Origin of the sequence: Rhodanobacter sp. FDAARGOS 1247, from assembly GCF_016889805.1 — a bacterium.
Taxonomy (GTDB): Bacteria; Pseudomonadota; Gammaproteobacteria; order Xanthomonadales; family Rhodanobacteraceae; genus Rhodanobacter.
In genome coordinates this window covers 3,160,200-3,176,722 of record NZ_CP069535.1, presented here as the reverse complement: position 1 = coordinate 3,176,722, position 16,523 = coordinate 3,160,200, and the positions used below count along the sequence as shown (strand labels likewise).

The 16,523-nt window shown below is 68.3% G+C and carries 16 protein-coding genes and 1 riboswitch; of the genes, 8 read left to right on the top strand and 8 right to left on the bottom strand.

All coding sequences use genetic code 11. From position 1 onward, the window contains the following. The first annotated feature begins 92 nt into the window (after positions 1-92). Positions 93-208, top strand: a riboswitch (SAM riboswitch). An 87-nt stretch (positions 209-295) separates the two neighbouring features. From I6J77_RS14515 to I6J77_RS14505, 3 genes are all read left to right on the top strand, one after another. Continuing rightward, positions 296-1,336, top strand: coding sequence for a homoserine O-succinyltransferase (locus I6J77_RS14515; RefSeq protein ID WP_204109551.1), 1,041 nt, complete (start codon positions 296-298; stop codon positions 1,334-1,336). Positions 1,337-1,444: 108 nt separating this feature from the next. Continuing rightward, complete coding sequence (gene metB / locus I6J77_RS14510; protein ID WP_204109550.1) at positions 1,445-2,632, top strand: cystathionine gamma-synthase; 1,188 nt, start codon at positions 1,445-1,447, stop codon at positions 2,630-2,632. Continuing rightward, complete coding sequence (locus I6J77_RS14505) at positions 2,629-3,711, top strand: homoserine dehydrogenase (protein WP_204109549.1); 1,083 nt, start codon at positions 2,629-2,631, stop codon at positions 3,709-3,711. The genes metB and I6J77_RS14505 overlap by 4 nt, the downstream gene beginning before the upstream one ends. A 6-nt stretch (positions 3,712-3,717) precedes the next feature. On the opposite strand, the gene I6J77_RS14500 is transcribed toward I6J77_RS14505, so the two are convergent. The 3 genes from I6J77_RS14500 to I6J77_RS14490 all read right to left on the bottom strand — a co-directional run bounded on the left by I6J77_RS14500 (position 3,718) and on the right by I6J77_RS14490 (position 7,766). Beyond that, positions 3,718-4,320, bottom strand: a complete 603-nt coding sequence (locus I6J77_RS14500) for a YceI family protein (RefSeq protein WP_204109548.1) — start codon at positions 4,318-4,320, stop codon at positions 3,718-3,720. Between the two features lie 148 nt (positions 4,321-4,468). Then, positions 4,469-6,133 (bottom strand): APC family permease, encoded by a 1,665-nt coding sequence (locus I6J77_RS14495; RefSeq protein WP_204109547.1) that lies wholly within the window; start codon positions 6,131-6,133, stop codon positions 4,469-4,471. Positions 6,134-6,383: 250 nt separating this feature from the next. Next, the gene (locus I6J77_RS14490; RefSeq protein WP_007807684.1) at positions 6,384-7,766 is read right to left on the bottom strand and encodes an L-serine ammonia-lyase; all 1,383 of its coding nucleotides are present in this window, start codon (positions 7,764-7,766) and stop codon (positions 6,384-6,386) included. Positions 7,767-7,832: 66 nt separating this feature from the next. Here I6J77_RS14490 and I6J77_RS14485 point away from each other — a divergent pair, with 66 nt between their 5' ends. Continuing rightward, a complete protein-coding gene (locus tag I6J77_RS14485; protein WP_204109546.1) occupies positions 7,833-8,063 on the top strand; it encodes a glutaredoxin family protein in 231 nt (76 codons plus the stop codon). Positions 8,064-8,185: 122 nt separating this feature from the next. On the opposite strand, the gene I6J77_RS14480 is transcribed toward I6J77_RS14485, so the two are convergent. From I6J77_RS14480 to I6J77_RS14465, 4 genes are read right to left on the bottom strand one after another with little or no spacing between them, the layout of a single operon-like run. Beyond that, complete coding sequence (locus I6J77_RS14480; protein ID WP_204109545.1) at positions 8,186-9,550, bottom strand: GTP-binding protein; 1,365 nt, start codon at positions 9,548-9,550, stop codon at positions 8,186-8,188. Between the two features lie 8 nt (positions 9,551-9,558). Then, positions 9,559-10,104: a YceI family protein gene (locus I6J77_RS14475; RefSeq protein ID WP_204109544.1), complete on the bottom strand. Its 546-nt coding sequence runs from the start codon at positions 10,102-10,104 to the stop codon at positions 9,559-9,561. Then, positions 10,101-10,670, bottom strand: coding sequence for a cytochrome b (locus tag I6J77_RS14470; protein ID WP_204109543.1), 570 nt, complete (start codon positions 10,668-10,670; stop codon positions 10,101-10,103). The genes I6J77_RS14475 and I6J77_RS14470 overlap by 4 nt, the downstream gene beginning before the upstream one ends. Further along, on the bottom strand, positions 10,667-11,287 hold the full coding sequence (locus I6J77_RS14465; protein ID WP_204109542.1) for a YceI family protein: 621 nt from the start codon (positions 11,285-11,287) through the stop codon (positions 10,667-10,669). The genes I6J77_RS14470 and I6J77_RS14465 overlap by 4 nt, the downstream gene beginning before the upstream one ends. Before the next feature lie 515 nt (positions 11,288-11,802). Here I6J77_RS14465 and I6J77_RS14460 point away from each other — a divergent pair. Then, the gene (locus I6J77_RS14460) at positions 11,803-11,964 is read left to right on the top strand and encodes a hypothetical protein (protein ID WP_204109541.1); all 162 of its coding nucleotides are present in this window, start codon (positions 11,803-11,805) and stop codon (positions 11,962-11,964) included. A gap of 390 nt (positions 11,965-12,354) precedes the next feature. Here I6J77_RS14460 and I6J77_RS14455 read toward each other — a convergent pair whose 3' ends face one another. Further along, a complete protein-coding gene (locus tag I6J77_RS14455) occupies positions 12,355-13,356 on the bottom strand; it encodes a polyprenyl synthetase family protein (RefSeq protein ID WP_056715599.1) in 1,002 nt (333 codons plus the stop codon). 131 nt (positions 13,357-13,487) lie between these two features. Between I6J77_RS14455 and I6J77_RS14450 the strand changes: the two genes are divergently transcribed. The 3 genes from I6J77_RS14450 to ssb all read left to right on the top strand — a co-directional run bounded on the left by I6J77_RS14450 (position 13,488) and on the right by ssb (position 16,474). Beyond that, the gene (locus I6J77_RS14450; protein ID WP_204109540.1) at positions 13,488-14,690 is read left to right on the top strand and encodes an MFS transporter; all 1,203 of its coding nucleotides are present in this window, start codon (positions 13,488-13,490) and stop codon (positions 14,688-14,690) included. Positions 14,691-14,797: 107 nt separating this feature from the next. Then, positions 14,798-15,781 (top strand): DedA family protein/thiosulfate sulfurtransferase GlpE, encoded by a 984-nt coding sequence (locus tag I6J77_RS14445; RefSeq protein ID WP_204109539.1) that lies wholly within the window; start codon positions 14,798-14,800, stop codon positions 15,779-15,781. Between the two features lie 162 nt (positions 15,782-15,943). After that, entirely contained in the window at positions 15,944-16,474 is a 531-nt protein-coding gene (gene ssb, locus I6J77_RS14440) for a single-stranded DNA-binding protein (protein ID WP_204109538.1), read from the top strand. Positions 16,475-16,523 lie beyond the last annotated feature (49 nt).

Below are 16,523 nucleotides of genomic sequence, written 5' to 3'. Positions count from 1 at the left end.
CTCTTTAAGCATTTTGTGAGTTGTGTCCATATATACGTCTAGATGTTTAGACGTCTATTGACAGTTGATTGGCAAGGCCTCAAGATCCGCCTCACTCATCGAGACCGGCTGAGGGACAGGCCCTTTGAAGCCGGGGCAACCTGCGGAACGTTTCCGCCACGGTGCCAACTCCTGCGGGGATGCTTCGGCATCCACCGGTAGATGGGCGTGATCCGGTTCGCGGCGTGCTGCCGTCGTGCCATGGATGACGACCTTTCCGGTAGCTCGCAGGGCGATGTCGACCGGAGAGCGCGAGATGACCTTCCTGCCCGAAGCCCGCTGTATCGAGACGCGCTGTAGCGGCGCCGCCGACAGCGCGTCCCCGTCTTCCATCGAGCCGCGCGCCCGCCTCACCGCCCAGCGCGGCACGCGCCGGCTGCAGCTCAGCCCGAAGTACGGCGCCGGCGCGCGCGCGGTCGAGGTGAGCTATGCATGGCACGGCGCGGCAGGCGCGCCCACGGTGATCGTGCAGGGCGGCATCTCGGCCGATCGCGACGTCAGCGCCCCGGCCGGTGCGGCGGCCCCGGGCTGGTGGCAGGAGCTGGTCGGCGACGGTGCGGCGATCGACCTGACCCGCTGCCGGGTGTTGGCGATCGACTGGCTGACCCCGGCGCAACTGGGCACCGCGTCCATCTCCAGCGAAGACCAGGCCGACGCGCTGGCCGCGCTGCTGCGCGAGCTGGGCCTGACCCAGGTGCACGCCTTCGTCGGCTCGTCGTATGGCGCGATGGTGGGGCTGGCTTTCGCCGCCCGCCATCCGCGCCAGCTGGAACGGCTGGTGCTGCTGGCCGGCGCCCATCGCGCCCATCCGCTCAGCACCGCCCAGCGCAGCGTGCAGCGCGGCATCGTGCGGCTGGGCCAGGCCAGCGGCCACGTCGATGAGGCGCTGGCGCTGTCGCGGCAGCTGGCGATCACCACCTACCGCGGCAGCGCCGAGTTCGGCCGCCGATTTGCCGGCGCCCCGGCATTCCGCGACGATCGCTTCCACTTCCCGGTCGAGGACTACCTGGAACACCAGGGCCGCCGCTTCGTGGAGCGCTTCGACGCCGATCGTTTCCTCGCCCTGTCCGAGTCGATCGACCTGCACGACGTGGCGCCCGAGCAGGTGCCCACGCCGACCACGCTGATCGGCTTCCCGTCGGACCGGCTGGTGCCGCTGGCCGACCTGTGCGAACTGCAGCGTCGCCTGCGCGGGCCGGCCACGCTGGAAGTGGTCGAGTCGCCGTACGGCCACGACGCCTTCCTGAAAGAACCCGAACAACTCGCCCCCCTGCTGCGCGAAGCCCTGACCCTGTAGGGCGGGCACTGCCCGCCGCCGTTGACGCGGCGGCAATGTCGAAAAGCCGGCGGGCAGTGCCCGCCCTACGAAGAAAGCCACCGCTTGCTGAAAGACCTGGAGATTGAGATGACCTCGCCCGCCCCCTGTACCCGCGCCGTGCGCGCCGGCATCGAAAGCGACACCCAGCACGGCGCCGTGGTGCCGGCCCTGCATCTGTCGACCAACTACAGCTTCGCCGGCTTCGGTCGCAAGCGCGCCTATGACTACTCGCGCAGCGGCAACCCCACCCGCGACCTGCTGGGCGACGCCCTGGCCGACCTGGAGCAGGGCGTGGGCGCGGTGGTGACTTCCAGCGGGATGTCGGCGGTGGCGCTGGCGCTGGAACTGGTGCCGGCCGGCGCCACCGTGCTGGCGGCGCACGACTGCTACGGCGGCACCTGGCGCCTGCTCGATGCGTGGGCGAAGAAGGGCCGCTTCAGCGTCGAGTTCGCCGACCTCACCGATCCGGTGTCGCTGGCCGCCGGCCTGGCGCGCCGCCCGGCGCTGGTGTGGGTGGAAACCCCATCCAACCCGCTGCTGCGGATCACCGACATTCGCCACGTGGCGCAGGCCGCCCATGCGGTGGGCGCCCTGCTGGTGGTGGACAACACCTTCCTGTCGCCGGCGCTGCAGCAGCCCCTGCTGCTGGGCGCGGACGTGGTGGTGCATTCGACCACCAAGTACATCAACGGCCACAGTGACGTGGTCGGCGGCGCCGTGGTGGCGCGCGACGCGGCGGTGGCCGAGCAGCTGAAGTGGTGGGCCAACTGCAACGGCCTCACCGGCGCGCCGTTCGACAGCTACCTCACCCTGCGCGGCCTGCGCACCCTGGGCGTGCGCCTGCGCCAGCACCAGGAAAGCGCCGCCCGCATCGCCGAACGCCTGGAGGCCCACGCGGCCGTGCGCACCGTCTATTACCCGGGCCTGGCCAGCCATGCCGGCCACGTGCTGGCGGGGCGCCAGCAGCAGGGCTTCGGCGCCATGCTGAGCTTCGAGCTGGACGGCGACGTGGCCCAGGTCGAGGCCTTCGTCGATGGCCTGCAACATTTCTCGCTGGCCGAATCGCTGGGCGGGGTGGAGAGCCTGGTCGCCCATCCGGCCAGCATGACCCACGCCTCGATGGCGCCGGAGGCGCGCCGCACCGCCGGCATTTCCGACAGCCTGCTGCGGCTGTCGGTGGGCATCGAGGATGGCGACGACCTGCTGCGCGATCTGGACGCGGGGCTGCAGCGCGCCATCGCCGTAAAGACGTCCAAACGCCGGGTGCCTGCATGAGCGCCGTGCTGGCCGAGCCGGCCCTGCTTCCGCGGCCGGAGTCCGCGCCTGCGATCGCCGTCGTCCTGCTGGGGACCGGCGTGGTCGGCGGCGCCTTGCTGAAGCTGCTGAACACCTCGTCGGCCAGTGCCTTGCGGCTGGTCGGCGCGGCCAATTCGCGGCGCCAGCAGACCGAGCCGGCCCGGCTGGCCCAGCGCAACCTGCGCGAACAGCTGAACCAGCACGGCGCACCACGCGACGATGCCGGCCTGCTGGCGGCGCTGGACGCCAGCGGCGCGCCGGTCAGGGTGATCATCGACGCCACCGCCAGCGCGACCCTGGCCACGCGCCATGCCGAGTGGCTGGCGCAGGGCTACCACGTGGTCACCGCCAACAAGGCGCTGGCCGGCGGCGAGCTGTCCGGCTGGCGCGCGCTGCAGGCCGCGCTGGCGCAAGGGGGGCGCTATGGCGACTCGGCCACCGTGGGCGCCGGCCTGCCGGTGCTGTCGACGTTGCGCCGGCTGCGCCATTGCGGCGACGCCTTGCTGACCCTGGAAGGCGTCTTCTCCGGTTCGCTGTCGTGGCTGTTCAACCAGTACGACGGCAGCCGCCCGTTCTCCGAACTGCTGCGCGAGGCGCGCCAGCTTGGCTATACCGAACCCGACCCGCGCTCGGACCTGTCCGGCGAGGACGTGGCGCGCAAGCTGCTGATCATCGCCCGCAACGCGGGCTACGCCCTGGGCGCCGACGAGGTGCAGGTGGAAGGCCTGGTGCCGCCGTCCTTGTGCGCGCTGGACACCGAGGCGTTCATGACGCGGCTGGACGAGCTGGACGCCGCACTCGCCGCGCGCTGTGCCGAAGCCAGCTCGCGCGGCTGCGTGCTGCGCTTCCTCGCCCGCCTGAACCAGCGCGGCCAGGCCCGCGTCGGCCTGACCGAAGTGCCGCTCACCCATCCCGCCGCGCGGCTGTACGGCACCGACAACCAGTTCGCCCTCACCACCACCCGCTACAACACCCAGCCGCTGGTGATCCAGGGCCCGGGCGCCGGCCCGGAAGTGACCGCGCAGGCCTTGCTGGGGGACGTGCTGGCGCTGGGTTGAGGTCGCTCAGCTTGCCGGTGCGGCGATCGCCTCGACCTGGATGCGCAAGGTCACCGTCATGTCGAAACCGTAGGCCTTGCCTGCGTCCATGCCGTACGCGTCGCGCTTGAACGTAGCCAGCGCATCGGCACCGCAGACCTCGCGCTTGAACATCGGGTGCGGCATGCATTTGAAGCTGTTGATCTTCAGGTCCAGCGGATGGGTGACTCCGTGCAGGGTCAGCTGGCCGCTGACCCGGGTCGGTGCGCCGTTGACGAAGTCGACCAGCTTGCCGGTGTAGTGCGCCTGCGGGTACTTCGCCGTGTCGAACAGTTCCTCGCCCTGGGTGCCGGCGTTGAGCTGGTCCTGGCCGAAATCGGCGCTCTTCATGTCGACGATGACGTCCACCGAGCCGGTGCCTGCGGCCTTGTCCAGCATCACCGTGCCGCTGCTGTGGTTGAACTTGCCGCGCCACACCGACAACCCGCCCATGTGGTCGGCCTCGAAGCTGGGATAGGTGTGGTCGGGATCGATGTTGTACTTGACCGTGGCGGCGCTGGCCGCCGAACCGAAGGCGAGCAGGGCGGCGAAGCACAGCGTGTTGAGCGAGCGGCAGGTCTTGGGTGACATGGGTGATTCCTCGGGTTGGGCGGCGTGGCGGTTTGCGCGGGTCTGCCATGGCGACGAATGGCCACGGGCATTTTCGACATGGGCGCAGCGCAAAAACAAAAACGCGCAGCCGATGGCTGCGCGCTGTGGTGGAACGAAGGGGCCGGTGTCAGTGCCCGGTGACCCGCTCGGCGGTTTCCTCGTCCGGCGGCACCAGCGGCGCATCCGGATCGTCATGCGCTTCCATCCGCGCCGCTTCCACCGACGGCGTGCGCCAGCCGGACTTCACGCCCCACAGGTAGAACGCCAGGCCGATCACCGCGACCAGCAGCAGGTCCCAGCCATACGGCAGGTAACCCTTGCCGCCGAAGGTGGTGCTGCCGGCCCACGACACCACGGCCAGCGCGGGCAGGTAGCAGACCAGCCACCAGGCGCCCTTCATCTGGCGGCCGAAGTCGTGCCAGCCGGCCTTGGCCTGGTAGTAGAAGTACACCGGCAGCGCGACCACCATCAGCAGGATGATCTCGCCGGTCAGCGGCCACTTCGCCCAGTACAGCAGCTCGGTCGACATGATGAAGGCGATGCCGGCCAGGATCGGCAGGCCGGCCAGCCGGAACGGGCGGTTGAGCTCCGGCGCGGTGCGACGCAGCGTCATCACGCTGACCGGACCGGTGAGGTAGGAGATGATCGTCGCCACCGAGATCACCGCCGCCAGCGAACCCCAGCCGCGGAAGAAGAACAGGAACAGGAACGACACCACCAGGTTCACCCACATCGCCGGACGCGGCACGCCCCACTTCGGATGCACGCGGCCCAGGATCTTCGGCAGCGTGCCGTTGCGCTCCATGCCGTAGAGCATGCGCGCGGTGGTGGCGGTGTAGGTCATGCCGGTGCCGCTGGGGCTGATCACCGCGTCGATGAACAGCAGGGTTGCCAGCCACTGCAGGCCCAGGATGATCGCCAGGTCGGCGAACGGCGACGAGAAGTCGATGCCGTGCCAGCCCACGTTGGCCAGCATCTCGCGCGGCACCGCGCCGATGAACGAGACCTGCAGCAGCACGTAGACCACGGTGGCCAGCGCGATCGAGCAGACGATCGCGAACGGAATGCTGCGACCCGGATTGCGCGCTTCGCCGGCCAGGTTCACCGGGCTCTGGAAACCGTTGAAGCTGAACACGATGCCGGCGATCGCCACTGCGGTGAGGATCGACGGGAAATCGGTCTTGTGCAGCTCGCCGTGGATGCCGACGCTGAAGTTCTCCGGATGGAAGCCGCTCATGATCAGCAGCACCGCGGTGAGCGCGGGGATGATCAGCTTGAACAGCGTGATCGCCGTGTTCGAGCGGGCGAACAGCTTCACGCTCCAGAAGTTGAACAGGAAGTACGCGATCACCAGCGCCGCCGCGATCAGCAGGCCATTGGTGCTCAGCTCGCCGTGGCCGCCGGGCACCTTGTGGTACAGGTCCTTCGCCCAGTCCCACTTCCACGACGACATGTACTGCGCCGACGCTTCCGCCTCCACCGAGATCACCGAGACGATCGCGATCCAGTTCGCCCACGCCGCGATGAAGCCCACTAGCGAACCGTGCGAGTAGTGACCGTAGCGCACCATGCCGCCGGACTCGGGGAACATCGCGCCCAGCTCCGCGTAGGTCAGCGCAATCGTCATGATGATCGCCGCACCCAGCACCCAGGCCCAGATCGCACCGGGGCCGGCGATCTGCGCGGCGCGCCAGGCGCCGAACAACCAGCCCGAACCGATGATGGAGCCCAGGCCGGTAAGCATCAGGGCGAACGGGCCGACGTCGCGGCGAATCGCGCGTTCTTGTGTCATGGAGGTTCCCGTAGCGGCGCCGAGCACGCCGTAAAGGGGTCGATGGTTGCAGAATCGGGCGGGGGATGTCACCTGTCGGTGGTCATGGAGCCTGTTTTGCTCCCTTTCCTGGAGGAAAGGATGGCTCTTGATCCGGCTTCTTGAGCCGCTGCGCGTCGGTTGTTATCGCAATGATCGAGGGCCGAAGCTTTCGTGCGCCTGCGGCCCGAAAGCCCTTCGCTTTTGTCGGTGAAAATTCCGCGACGCAGCCTCAGCACTCGATGACGTTGACCGCCAATCCGCCTCGCGACGTTTCCTTGTACTTGTCCTTCATGTCGCGCCCCGTATCGCGCATGGTCTTGATGACCTTGTCCAGCGACACGCGGTGCTTGCCGTCGCTCTTCAGCGCCATGCGGCTGGCGTTGATGGCTTTCACCGAGCCCATCGCGTTGCGTTCGATACAGGGGATCTGCACCAGGCCGCCGATGGGGTCGCAGGTGAGGCCGAGGTTGTGTTCCATGCCGATTTCGGCGGCGTTCTCCACCTGCATCACGTTGCCGCCCAGCGCGGCGGTGAGGCCACCGGCGGCCATCGAGCAGGCCACGCCGACTTCGCCCTGGCAGCCGACTTCGGCGCCGGAGATCGAGGCGTTTTCCTTGTACAGGATGCCGATGGCGGCGGCGGTGAGCAGGTATTCGATGATGCCTTCGTCGTCGGCCTTGGGACAGAAGCGCAGGTAGTAATGGCCGACCGCGGGGATGATGCCGGCCGCGCCGTTGGTGGGCGCGGTGACCACGCGGCCGCCGGCGGCGTTTTCCTCGTTGACGGCCAGTGCGTAGAGATTGACCCAGTCGAGGATGGTCAGCGGATCCTTCAGCGCGGCCTCGGGCTGGTTGCGCAGGTCTTCCAGCATCGCCGGCGCGCGACGTGTAACCTTCAGGCCGCCGGGCAGGGTGCCGGGCGAACGCAGGCCGCGTTCGACGCAGTCCTTCATCGCCTGCCAGATGGTCAGCAGGCCGGCGCGGGTTTCCGCTTCCGGGCGCCACACGCTCTCGTTCGCCATCATCAGCTGGGCGATGGTGAGCTTGTGCTGCTTGCACAGCGCCAGCATTTCGTCGCCGCTGGTGAACGGGTAGGGCTGGGCCGTGGTGTCCGCCACGATGCGGTCTTCGGCCGCCTCGTCGGTGTTGACGACGAAGCCACCGCCGACGGAGTAGTAGTCGCGGCTGGCCAGTTCGTTGCCGTCGGCGTCGTAGGCGGAGAAGCGCATGCCGTTGGTGTGGAACGGCAGCTTCTGGCGCTTGTTGAAGACCAGGTCGGATTTCTCGTCGAACGCGATCTCGTGGCTGCCGAGCAGGCGGATGCGCCCGGTGCCGCGGATGCGCTCCAGCGCCGCCGGAATCTGGTCGGCGTCGACGGTGTCCGGATGCTGGCCCTCGAAGCCCAGCAGCACGGCCTTGTCGGTGCCGTGGCCGCGGCCGGTCATCGCCAGCGAGCCGTACAGTTCGGCGCGTACCCGGGTCACGCGGTCGAGTACGCCCTTCTCGTCCAGCCAGCGCTCGGCAAAGCGCGCGGCGGCGCGCATCGGGCCCACGGTGTGCGAGGAAGACGGACCAATACCGATCTTGAACAGGTCGAATACGCTGACGGCCATGAGTGCGCTGCTTGGGTGTGGGTTGACCGGTTATTCTACGCGGCGTCCCCAGCCATTCGCAGCCGCATGTCCGACCTGATCCTGTACCAGCGCGACTACTGTCACTTGTGCGATCTCGCCCTGGCGGTGATGGCCGAGGCGCGTGCGCCGGAGTTCGACAGCGAATGGGTGGACGATTCGGCCGAACTGGAACAGCGCTATGGCACCCGCGTGCCGGTGCTGCGCGATACGCGCGACGGGCGCGAGCTGGACTGGCCGTTCGATGCGGCTGCGGTGCGCAGGTTCCTGACGAAGTGAGCTCCCTCCCCTGCGCAGCAGGGGAGGGTTGGGGTGGGGTTCGCTCTTGATCGTGATTGCAAGGTCAAAAGCGACCCCCTCCCTACCCTCCCCCTGCAAGCAGGGGGAGGAAAAAAAAGCGGCTACCCGCGCCGGCTTTTCAAGCGCTTCAGGATTTCCTCGCGCGCCTCGCGCAGGATCGAATCGCGATCGAGGCTGGCCACGATGTCGGCGACGGCGCGTTTGGCGCCCGCTTCGCCCCAGGATTTTCCGCCGACCAGATAACGCTCCGCGGCGCGGCCGATCAGCACGGTGGCGTACCAGCCCAGCGCGCCCTGTGCCGCGGCGGTGACCACGACGGACAACCCGGCACTGACGCCTTTCAGGGCCGAGGCGACCAGTTGCATGCCCCAGATCGCGCCCATCAGCGCGGCCAGCTGGGCGGAGATCACCGCGACCAGCCGGCCGGATTCGGCGCGGGTCAGCGGCAGGCCGTAGACGCGTGACAGTTGCACTACCATCGCCGCATCCAGTCCCGCGGCGGCCAGCAGGTCGGCGACCGGGATCGGGTTCAGCGCGACCGCGACGCCCTTGGCGATGCAGTAGTGATGGATCAGTTTTGCCGCCACCGCCTTGCGGGTTTCGGCGATGCGCGCGCTGACCTGGTCGGTGAGCCGGCCGGCGTACAGGCCGGCGTTGATCGCCGACAGCGTCTTGCCTTCGCGGGCGGCGATCGCCAGCAGGCGCTCGCGCAGCGCGGCGACGTCCGGCGTGCGTGCTTGCTCGCGTTGCTGTTCGTGGCCGCGGGCGTCGACCTCGACCACGCGTTGCGGGGCCGGGTGGGCCGCCACCGCCAGCACGTCATCGGCGCGCACCAGCCCGGCCACGCGCAGGCGCAGGTGTTCCAGCAGGCCGTCCAGTTCGTCGCGGCCGTAGCGGTCGGCCTTGTTCAGTGCCAGCAGCAGCGGGCGCTGGGTTGCGGCGAGATTTTTCAGCGCGTCGAGTTCTTCGCGGGTAAGGTCGCCGTCGCAGACGAAGATCACCAGGTCGCTGACCTCGGCCACCTCGAACGCGAGTTTTTCGCGTGCCTCGCCGTCGAGTTCGTTGATGCCGGGTGTGTCGATCAGCACCAGGCCGTCGTGCTGGGCCTCGTCGAGCAGGGCGTGCTCGGCATCGGTGGTGGTGCCGTGCAGGACGCCCACGGTGAACGCCTCGCGGCCGAGCAGCGCATTGCCCAGCGCCGACTTGCCCGCGGAGACGCGGCCGAACACGGCTACGTGCAGTTCGCCACGCTGGAGCTTGTCCAGCATCTGCTCGATGCGGCTGAAATCCGCGGCCAGTTCGCTGCGTACCGACGCCGGAATGCCCGGGTCATCCAGCAGGGCGCGCAGGCTGTCGGCCACCTGGGCGGAGCCCGCGTTCGCGCGCACGGGCGGCGTGGTGGCCCGTTCGGCACGGCCGCTGCCGACCCATCCGCGCAGGCGCCGCCACAGGCTGTCGTTCGGCATCGTGCGGCTTACTTCGCCGCCAGCTGCAGATGCGCGGTGACCTTCACGTCGCCGCCGATCACCGAGGTGTCGGCGTAGTCGCCGGTGCCCACGCCGAAGTCCAGCCGCTTCACCGTGCCGGCCACGTCCAGCGTGGCGCCGCCGGCCTGCGGCTTGAACGTCACGTCCAGGCTCACCGGCTTGCTGATGCCGCGCAGGGTGAGCGTGCCGTCGGCGATCACCTTGCCGCCGACCTGGCGGAAGCCGGTGGTGACGAAGTGTGCCTTGGGGAATTTCGCCACGTCGAAGAAATCCGAGCCGGGCAGGGCGCTGTCGCGATCGCTGTCGCCGGTCTTCGCGCTGGCCAGGTCCACCTCGACGTCGAACTTCGAGCTGGCGAGGTTCGCGACGTCGTAGCTGATCGCGGCGGTCCACCGGCCGAACTTTCCGTCGAACGATTCGCCCTGGAAGGTGTTGCTGAAACCGAGCGTGCTCGATGCCGGTTGCACCGTGTAGTCGGTGGCTGCGGCAGTGAAGGGCAGGGCGAGGGCGAGCAGGATGGCGAGTCGTTTCATGAGCGGTCTCCTTCGGAAGTCGGACGGCCAAATGGCAGCATCCGGCGCAGCACGTTGTCATGGTCGAACACATGATGCTTCAGCGCGGCGCCGACGTGGGCCACCAGCAGCAGGATGAGGAACCAGAACAGGTACTCGTGCACGCCGTGCGCAAAGGCGCGCAACTCGTCGTTCTTCGCCGCCAGCGCGGGCAGGTTGAACTGCTTGAACCATTGCAACGGCTTGCCGGTGACCGAGTTGAACCACCAGCCGCTGAGCGGAATCGCCACGATCAGCAGGTACAACAGCGCGTGCACGATGCGCGCGCTCCATTGCTGCCAGCGCGGTGCCGCCTCTTCCAGTGGGCGACCGTCGCGCCAGCGCCAGATCACGCGCAGCAGCACCAGCGCCAGCACGGTGAGGCCGATCGACTTGTGCAGGGCCAGCCAGTTGATCTTCTGCATCGGCGAGTGGGCAAGGTCCATCAGCAGGCCGAACGTGCCGTTGCCGAGGATCGCCAGCGCGATGGTCCAGTGGAAGAACTTCGCGACCGAACCCCATTGGCGTTCGTTGCTGCGCAGGCTCATGGATTCTCCTTGCCGGATGTCATGGCGTGGTCGTCACGGACGGCCTCCAGCTCCAGCCACACGCTGACCTGCGCGCCGATCGAGTTGGGGTTGGCGGTGATGCCGTAGTCGTTGCGGTCGAGCATCGCGGTGGCCGAGAAGCCGATGACTTCATGGGTTTCGTAAATCGTCCTGGCCGCCCGGTTGAAGGTGAACGCCAGGTCCAGCGGCCGGGTGACGCCGTGCAGGGTCAACTGGCCATGCAGCACGCCGTGCCGGTCATCCTTGCGCTCGACACCGGTGCTGACGAAATGCGCCTGGCGTTGACCCGCGCAATCCAGCAGGGACGACTTGCACACGGCCTTGTTCCAGTCGGCATCGCCCATGTCGACGCCGGCCAGGTCGATATCCAGCTCGGTCGCGGCGCTGCTCCAGTCCTGCGGATCGAAACGCAGCCAGCCGCGCGCGATGTGCAGCCGTCCGAACGGCCGCGAGTAGCCGTTGTGGCTGATGCTGAAGACGACTTGGCTGTGCACCGTGTCATAACGCCAAGTATTTTCCGCGGCACGCGCCGCCGCCAGCGGCAACAGCATTGCCGCAAGGCACCACAGCCAGCGGGTTGGGCGCAAGCAGGACATGGGGCGAAGTCTGGCCGATCGGCGGCGCGGCTGCCAGCATCAGGGAGTGAACGGTGGGTTTCTCTGGTGATCCCACGGAGGTGGGTGAGGGGTTTCCTGCGCCCGGCTCCGGTTGGAACGAGGCGATGCCTGCTTCCCTCCTTGTAACGGCGCCCCTGCGCGTTCGTCATTCCGGTGGAGGCCGGCATCGCGCTTGCTGTTTTTGAGCGGCGCTTTTGCGTGGCCTTGTGCATCAGAGCGAAAAGCTTTCGTCCTCCTTCGGAGGGCGAGTTACTTCTCTTTTGCTTGTCCAAAAGAGAAGTAACCAAGAGAAAATGACACCCCGCTTGGCGCTTGTTGGGCGTCCTGCCCAACAAGTCCGTGAGCCGGGGCCGGGCTTTTCGAACGGGCATCCTGCCCGTGCGAAAAGGCGTTGCCATCCCTGGCAACGCCCGCTGCGCGGCCTGTCAGCCCCGTCTCACCGCCGCACAAGGGACCCCGGTAGAGCAGCGGGCCATCGTGGCCCGCACTCGGTGATGAAGCTGAAAGGCAAAAGCGAAAAGCCAGAGCAAAAGCTCCGGGTCGCCGCTTTAGCTCTTGATCTGGCTCTTCTGAAAAGTGCGGGCCACGATGGCCCGCTGCTCTATCCGGGGCCCCTCTGCAGCGGCGGGCGGGTGGAGGACCAGCCCGCAGGGTGACCGGCATGGATGCCGGTCAGTTTGGCGTCAGGGCAGGATGCCCTGTCGACAAACCCCGCAACCCGCACGCGGACCTTGCGGACAGGATGTCCGCAAGGCGCGGAAGCGGGGTGGCCTCTCTTTGGGCCACGTTTCTCTGGCCACTCAGAGAAAGGTGGCTCGGCTGCCGTAGGCAGACGAAAGCTTTTGCTCTGATGCGCAGGGGCACGCAAAAGCGCCGTCCGCAACGGCAAGTGCGATGACCAGCTTCGCTGTTTTAAAGCTGTCCCGGCCTTCGGAAATGACGAGTGTGATATGCGCTACCACAGATGTGCGGACAGACATGTGGACGCGCAAATGTGCGTGCGCACGAACAGGCATCGTGCAAACGCGCAGCGCCCCGATGGCGACTCAGAACGTGCGCTGCACCGAGTAGTCGGCCAGGGTGGCCAGCGCGTCGCGGTGCGCCGAAGGCGCGAGGATGGCCAGCGCTTCGCGCGCCGCGTCGGCATGCTGCAGGGCCCGCTCGCGGGTGCGCTCCAGCGCACCCGATTCGCCGATGGCGGCGATGATGCGGTCGAGCGAATCGAGGCCGCCGTGTTCGATGGCGTGACGCAGCGATTGCGCCTGTTCCGGGCTGGCTTTTTCCAGTGCGTAGATCAGCGGCAGGGTCGGCTTGCCTTCGGCGAGGTCGTCGCCGATGTTCTTGCCCAGGGTGCCGGCGTCGCTGGTGTAGTCGAGCAGGTCGTCGGCGATCTGGAAGGCGTAGCCCAGCTCCATGCCGTAGCGGCGCAGCGCGGCGATCTGGTTTTCCGGCAGGCCGCCGAGGATGCCGCCCAGTTCGGTGGCGGCGGCGAACAGCACCGCGGTCTTGCGTTCGATCACGGCGAGGTACGCCGCTTCGCTGACGTCGGCGTTGCCGATGTTGAGCAGCTGCAGCACCTCGCCCTCGGCGATGGTGTTGGTGGTGTCGGCGAGGATGCGCATGATGCGCATGTCGTCCAGTTCCACCATCAGCTGGAACGAGCGCGAGTAGAGGAAGTCGCCGACCAGCACGCTGGCGGCGTTGCCCCACAGCGCGTTGGCGGTCTTGCGGCCGCGGCGCAGATCGGACTCATCGACCACGTCGTCGTGCAGCAGGGTGGAGGTGTGGATGAACTCGATGATCGCGGCGAGCTTGGTGTGGTGTTCGCCGCGGTAGCCGGCGGCGCCGGCGGCCAGCACGTGCAGCATCGGGCGCAGCCGCTTGCCGCCGGAGGCGATGATGTGGTCGGCGATCTGGTTGATCAGCACCACGTCGGAGGACAGCCGCTGGCGGATCAACGCGTCGACCCGCTGCATGTCGGCGGCGGCGAGGTCGCGCACCTGGGCGAAGTCGGCGGGTCGGGGAGCGTCGGCGGGCATCGAATTCATGGAGGCATCACAGCGGCGTAGACCGCGATTATACGGGCTGCAGGAACCTGCGCCGCGACATGTCGCCGCAAACGGGTGACAAGGCCTCCCCTTATAATGTCGGCCATGACTTTCTCGATGTCCGACTTCCGGTGAGCAAACTCTCGCGTCCCGAACTGCGCAGCGCGCTGACCCTGGCCTGCGTGATCAGCCTGCGCCTGTTCGGGCTGTTCCTGATCATGCCGGTGTTCTCGCTGTACGCGAAGACGATGCCCGGCTCCACCGGCTTCATGATCGGACTGGCGCTGGGCGTCTACGGCATCGGCCAGGTGCTGCTGCAGATCCCGCTGGGGCTGCTGTCCGACCGCATCGGACGCAAGCCGGCGATCACCCTGGGCCTGATCCTGTTCGCCATTGGCGGACTGATCGCGGCGATGTCGCACACGCTCACCGGCATCGTGATCGGTCGCGCGGTGCAGGGCATGGGTGCGGTGGCGGGCGCCGGCATCGCACTGGTGGCCGACCTCACCGCCGAGGAGAACCGCGGCAAGGCGATGGGCATCATCGGCGTGTCGATCGGGCTGGCCTTCCTGCTGGCGCTGATCCTGGGGCCGCCGCTGGAGGCGATTGCCGGGCTGCCCGGCCTGTTCGGCGCCACTTCGATGCTGGCCCTGCTGTCGCTGATCCTGCTGTGGCTGATCGTGCCCACGCCGGAACGTGCGCGGGCACCTGCCGCGGCGGGCTTCGGCGCCGTGCTGGCGATGCTGCGCGATGGCCGCATGCTGGTGCTGAACGGCTCGGTGTTCTTCCTGCACGCGCTGCTCACCGCCAGCTTCGTGGGCCTGCCGCTGCTGCTGGCGAACACCTTGCATTTGCCGGTGAGCCGGCACTGGGAGCTGTACCTGCCGGTGATGACGGTGGCGGCCTTCGTGATGGGCGCGAGCCTGCACCACATGCGCGAGGTGGCGCAGAGCCTGCGCATCGTGATGGTCTGCGTGGTGGCGATCGGGCTGGCCCTGCTGGGTTTCGCGTTCTCGGGCAGCCACCTGGCCGCGTTCGGCGTGGCCGCCGCGGTGTTCTTCTCCGCCTTCAACCTGCTGGAGGCCGCGCTGCCCAGCCTGGTCTCGCGGCTGGCGCCGGGGCATTTGCGCGGCGCCGCGATGGGCGCGTACTCGACCAGCCAGTTCATCGGCGCCTTCGTGGGCGGCACCCTGGGCGGCATGGCGCTGGGCCGGCTCGGGCCGGATGGCGTGTTCGTCTGCGCCGCGGCGTTCACCGTGCTGTGGCTACCGTTGGTGATCGCCGGCGCGCGCCGGATGGGCCGCCAGGCCGCAGGCGAAGCCCAACCCGCGTAGCGCCCATCCCGGCACCGCCGGCGTTCGGACTGCGCCGGGTTTGCAATGGCGGATCGGCGGCCCAATGATGTTGCCACGGCGACTTCGCTGCATGGAGTACCGCTCCGATGGCTCATGAAATCATCGCGCTGATGGCGCAATACGGCGTGCTGCTGGTGTTCCTCAATGTGCTGGTGACCCAGCTGGGCGCGCCGCTGCCGGCGGTGCCGACCCTGGTGGTGGCCGGTGCGCTGGTGGCCGGCGGGCAGATGAGCGTGGCCGCGGTGTTGCCGGTCGCGATGGCCGCCGCGCTGCTCAGCGACGCGGTGTGGTTTGCCGCGGGGCGGCGTTACGGCGGCGGCGTGATGCGCCTGCTGTGCCGCATTTCGCTGTCGCCCGATTCCTGCGTGGAGCGCTCCGAGCTGCACTTCCAGCGCTGGCGCGGACAGATCCTGCTGATCGCCAAGTTCGTTCCCGGGCTGGCCACGGTGGCGCCGCCGCTGACCGGTGCGATGGGCCTGCCGCTTTCCAGGTTCCTGCTGTTCGACGGCATCGGCTCGGCGCTGTGGGCCGCGGTGGCGATCGGGCTGGGCTATGCGTTCGAGGCCCAGATCGACGACCTGCTGGCCGCGATCGCCAACGCCGGCACGCTGGCGCTGGAGGCGATGCTGGTGCTGCTGGCGCTGTACGTGCTGGCGCGCTGGTGGCAGCGCCGGCAGTTGCTGCGCACGCTGCGCATGGCGCGCATCTCGGTGGACGAACTGCATCAGGCGATGCAGTCCGCCCGGGCGCCGGTGGTGCTGGACGTGCGGGCGCCGGGCTCGCGCCTGCTCGATACCCGGATGCTGCCCGGCGCCCTGCTGCTGGACGAGCACGGCATCGACCGCAGCGTGAACGACATTCCGTTCGACCACGAGCTGGTGGTCTACTGCAATTGCCCCAACGAGGTCTCCGCCGCCCGCGTGGCCAAGGTGCTGATCGGCCAGGGCTACCGGCGGGTACGCCCGCTGCTGGGCGGGCTGGAGGCCTGGGACGCGGCCGGCTACGGCATCGAGCGGCTGCCGCCGCCGTCCGGGATGGCCGACCCGCAGACGGCCGATCTGCCGGCCTGAACCTCCGCCCGGGGCAGACAGCCCGCCCCGGCGCGGGCGTACGGATTTCCGGGCCGGGGCGGTGGATTCGTCACGCGGCGCAGGTATCATGGCCAGCCAGTTTCATCACTCCGCCCGCAACCCATCGAAAAATTTGCGGCCGGCTCAACCGAGGACACATCCATGGCACGTGGCGTCAACAAGGTCATCCTGGTCGGCAACCTGGGCTCCGACCCCGAACTGCGCAGCACCGGCAGCGGCACCAGCATCTGCAGCTTCAGCCTGGCCACTTCCGAATCCTGGACCGACAAGCAGTCCGGCGAGAAGCAGGAACGCACCGAGTGGCACCGGATCAAGATCTTCGGCCGCCTCGGCGAAATCGCCGCCGAGTACCTGAAGAAGGGTCGCCAGGTCTATATCGAGGGCTCGATCCGCACCGACAAGTTCACCGGCAAGGACGGCGTCGAGAAATACTTCACCGACATCATCGCCAGCGAGATGCAGATGCTGGGCAGCAACGAAGGTGGCGGCGGCGGCGGTGGCGGTGGCTACCAGCGCGAGCGTCCGCAGAGCGGCGGCGGCCAGCGCCAGGGCGGCGGCAACTACGGTGGCGGCCAGTCGCAGTCGCGCGGCGGCGACAACTACGGCAACCAGTCGCGGCAGGCGCCGGCTCCGGCCGACAGCGGCTTTGCGGATGACGAAATTCCTTTTTAGGGCACACCCGAGACATGCGATTGCGGTGAGTTACAAAAAAAGCCCCTGA

What these genes read in the sequence shown, in the direction of transcription:
- I6J77_RS14515 (WP_204109551.1), top strand. Translation starts at nt 296, where the DNA reads ATGACCTTCCTGCCCGAAGCCCGCTGTATCGAGACGCGCTGTAGCGGC.
- metB (WP_204109550.1), top strand. Translation starts at nt 1,445, where the DNA reads ATGACCTCGCCCGCCCCCTGTACCCGCGCCGTGCGCGCCGGCATCGAA.
- I6J77_RS14505 (WP_204109549.1), top strand. Translation starts at nt 2,629, where the DNA reads ATGAGCGCCGTGCTGGCCGAGCCGGCCCTGCTTCCGCGGCCGGAGTCC.
- I6J77_RS14500 (WP_204109548.1), bottom strand. Translation starts at nt 4,320, where the DNA reads ATGTCACCCAAGACCTGCCGCTCGCTCAACACGCTGTGCTTCGCCGCC.
- I6J77_RS14495 (WP_204109547.1), bottom strand. Translation starts at nt 6,133, where the DNA reads ATGACACAAGAACGCGCGATTCGCCGCGACGTCGGCCCGTTCGCCCTG.
- I6J77_RS14490 (WP_007807684.1), bottom strand. Translation starts at nt 7,766, where the DNA reads ATGGCCGTCAGCGTATTCGACCTGTTCAAGATCGGTATTGGTCCGTCT.
- I6J77_RS14485 (WP_204109546.1), top strand. Translation starts at nt 7,833, where the DNA reads ATGTCCGACCTGATCCTGTACCAGCGCGACTACTGTCACTTGTGCGAT.
- I6J77_RS14480 (WP_204109545.1), bottom strand. Translation starts at nt 9,550, where the DNA reads ATGCCGAACGACAGCCTGTGGCGGCGCCTGCGCGGATGGGTCGGCAGC.
- I6J77_RS14475 (WP_204109544.1), bottom strand. Translation starts at nt 10,104, where the DNA reads ATGAAACGACTCGCCATCCTGCTCGCCCTCGCCCTGCCCTTCACTGCC.
- I6J77_RS14470 (WP_204109543.1), bottom strand. Translation starts at nt 10,670, where the DNA reads ATGAGCCTGCGCAGCAACGAACGCCAATGGGGTTCGGTCGCGAAGTTC.
- I6J77_RS14465 (WP_204109542.1), bottom strand. Translation starts at nt 11,287, where the DNA reads ATGTCCTGCTTGCGCCCAACCCGCTGGCTGTGGTGCCTTGCGGCAATG.
- I6J77_RS14460 (WP_204109541.1), top strand. Translation starts at nt 11,803, where the DNA reads ATGAAGCTGAAAGGCAAAAGCGAAAAGCCAGAGCAAAAGCTCCGGGTC.
- I6J77_RS14455 (WP_056715599.1), bottom strand. Translation starts at nt 13,356, where the DNA reads ATGAATTCGATGCCCGCCGACGCTCCCCGACCCGCCGACTTCGCCCAG.
- I6J77_RS14445 (WP_204109539.1), top strand. Translation starts at nt 14,798, where the DNA reads ATGGCTCATGAAATCATCGCGCTGATGGCGCAATACGGCGTGCTGCTG.
- ssb (WP_204109538.1), top strand. Translation starts at nt 15,944, where the DNA reads ATGGCACGTGGCGTCAACAAGGTCATCCTGGTCGGCAACCTGGGCTCC.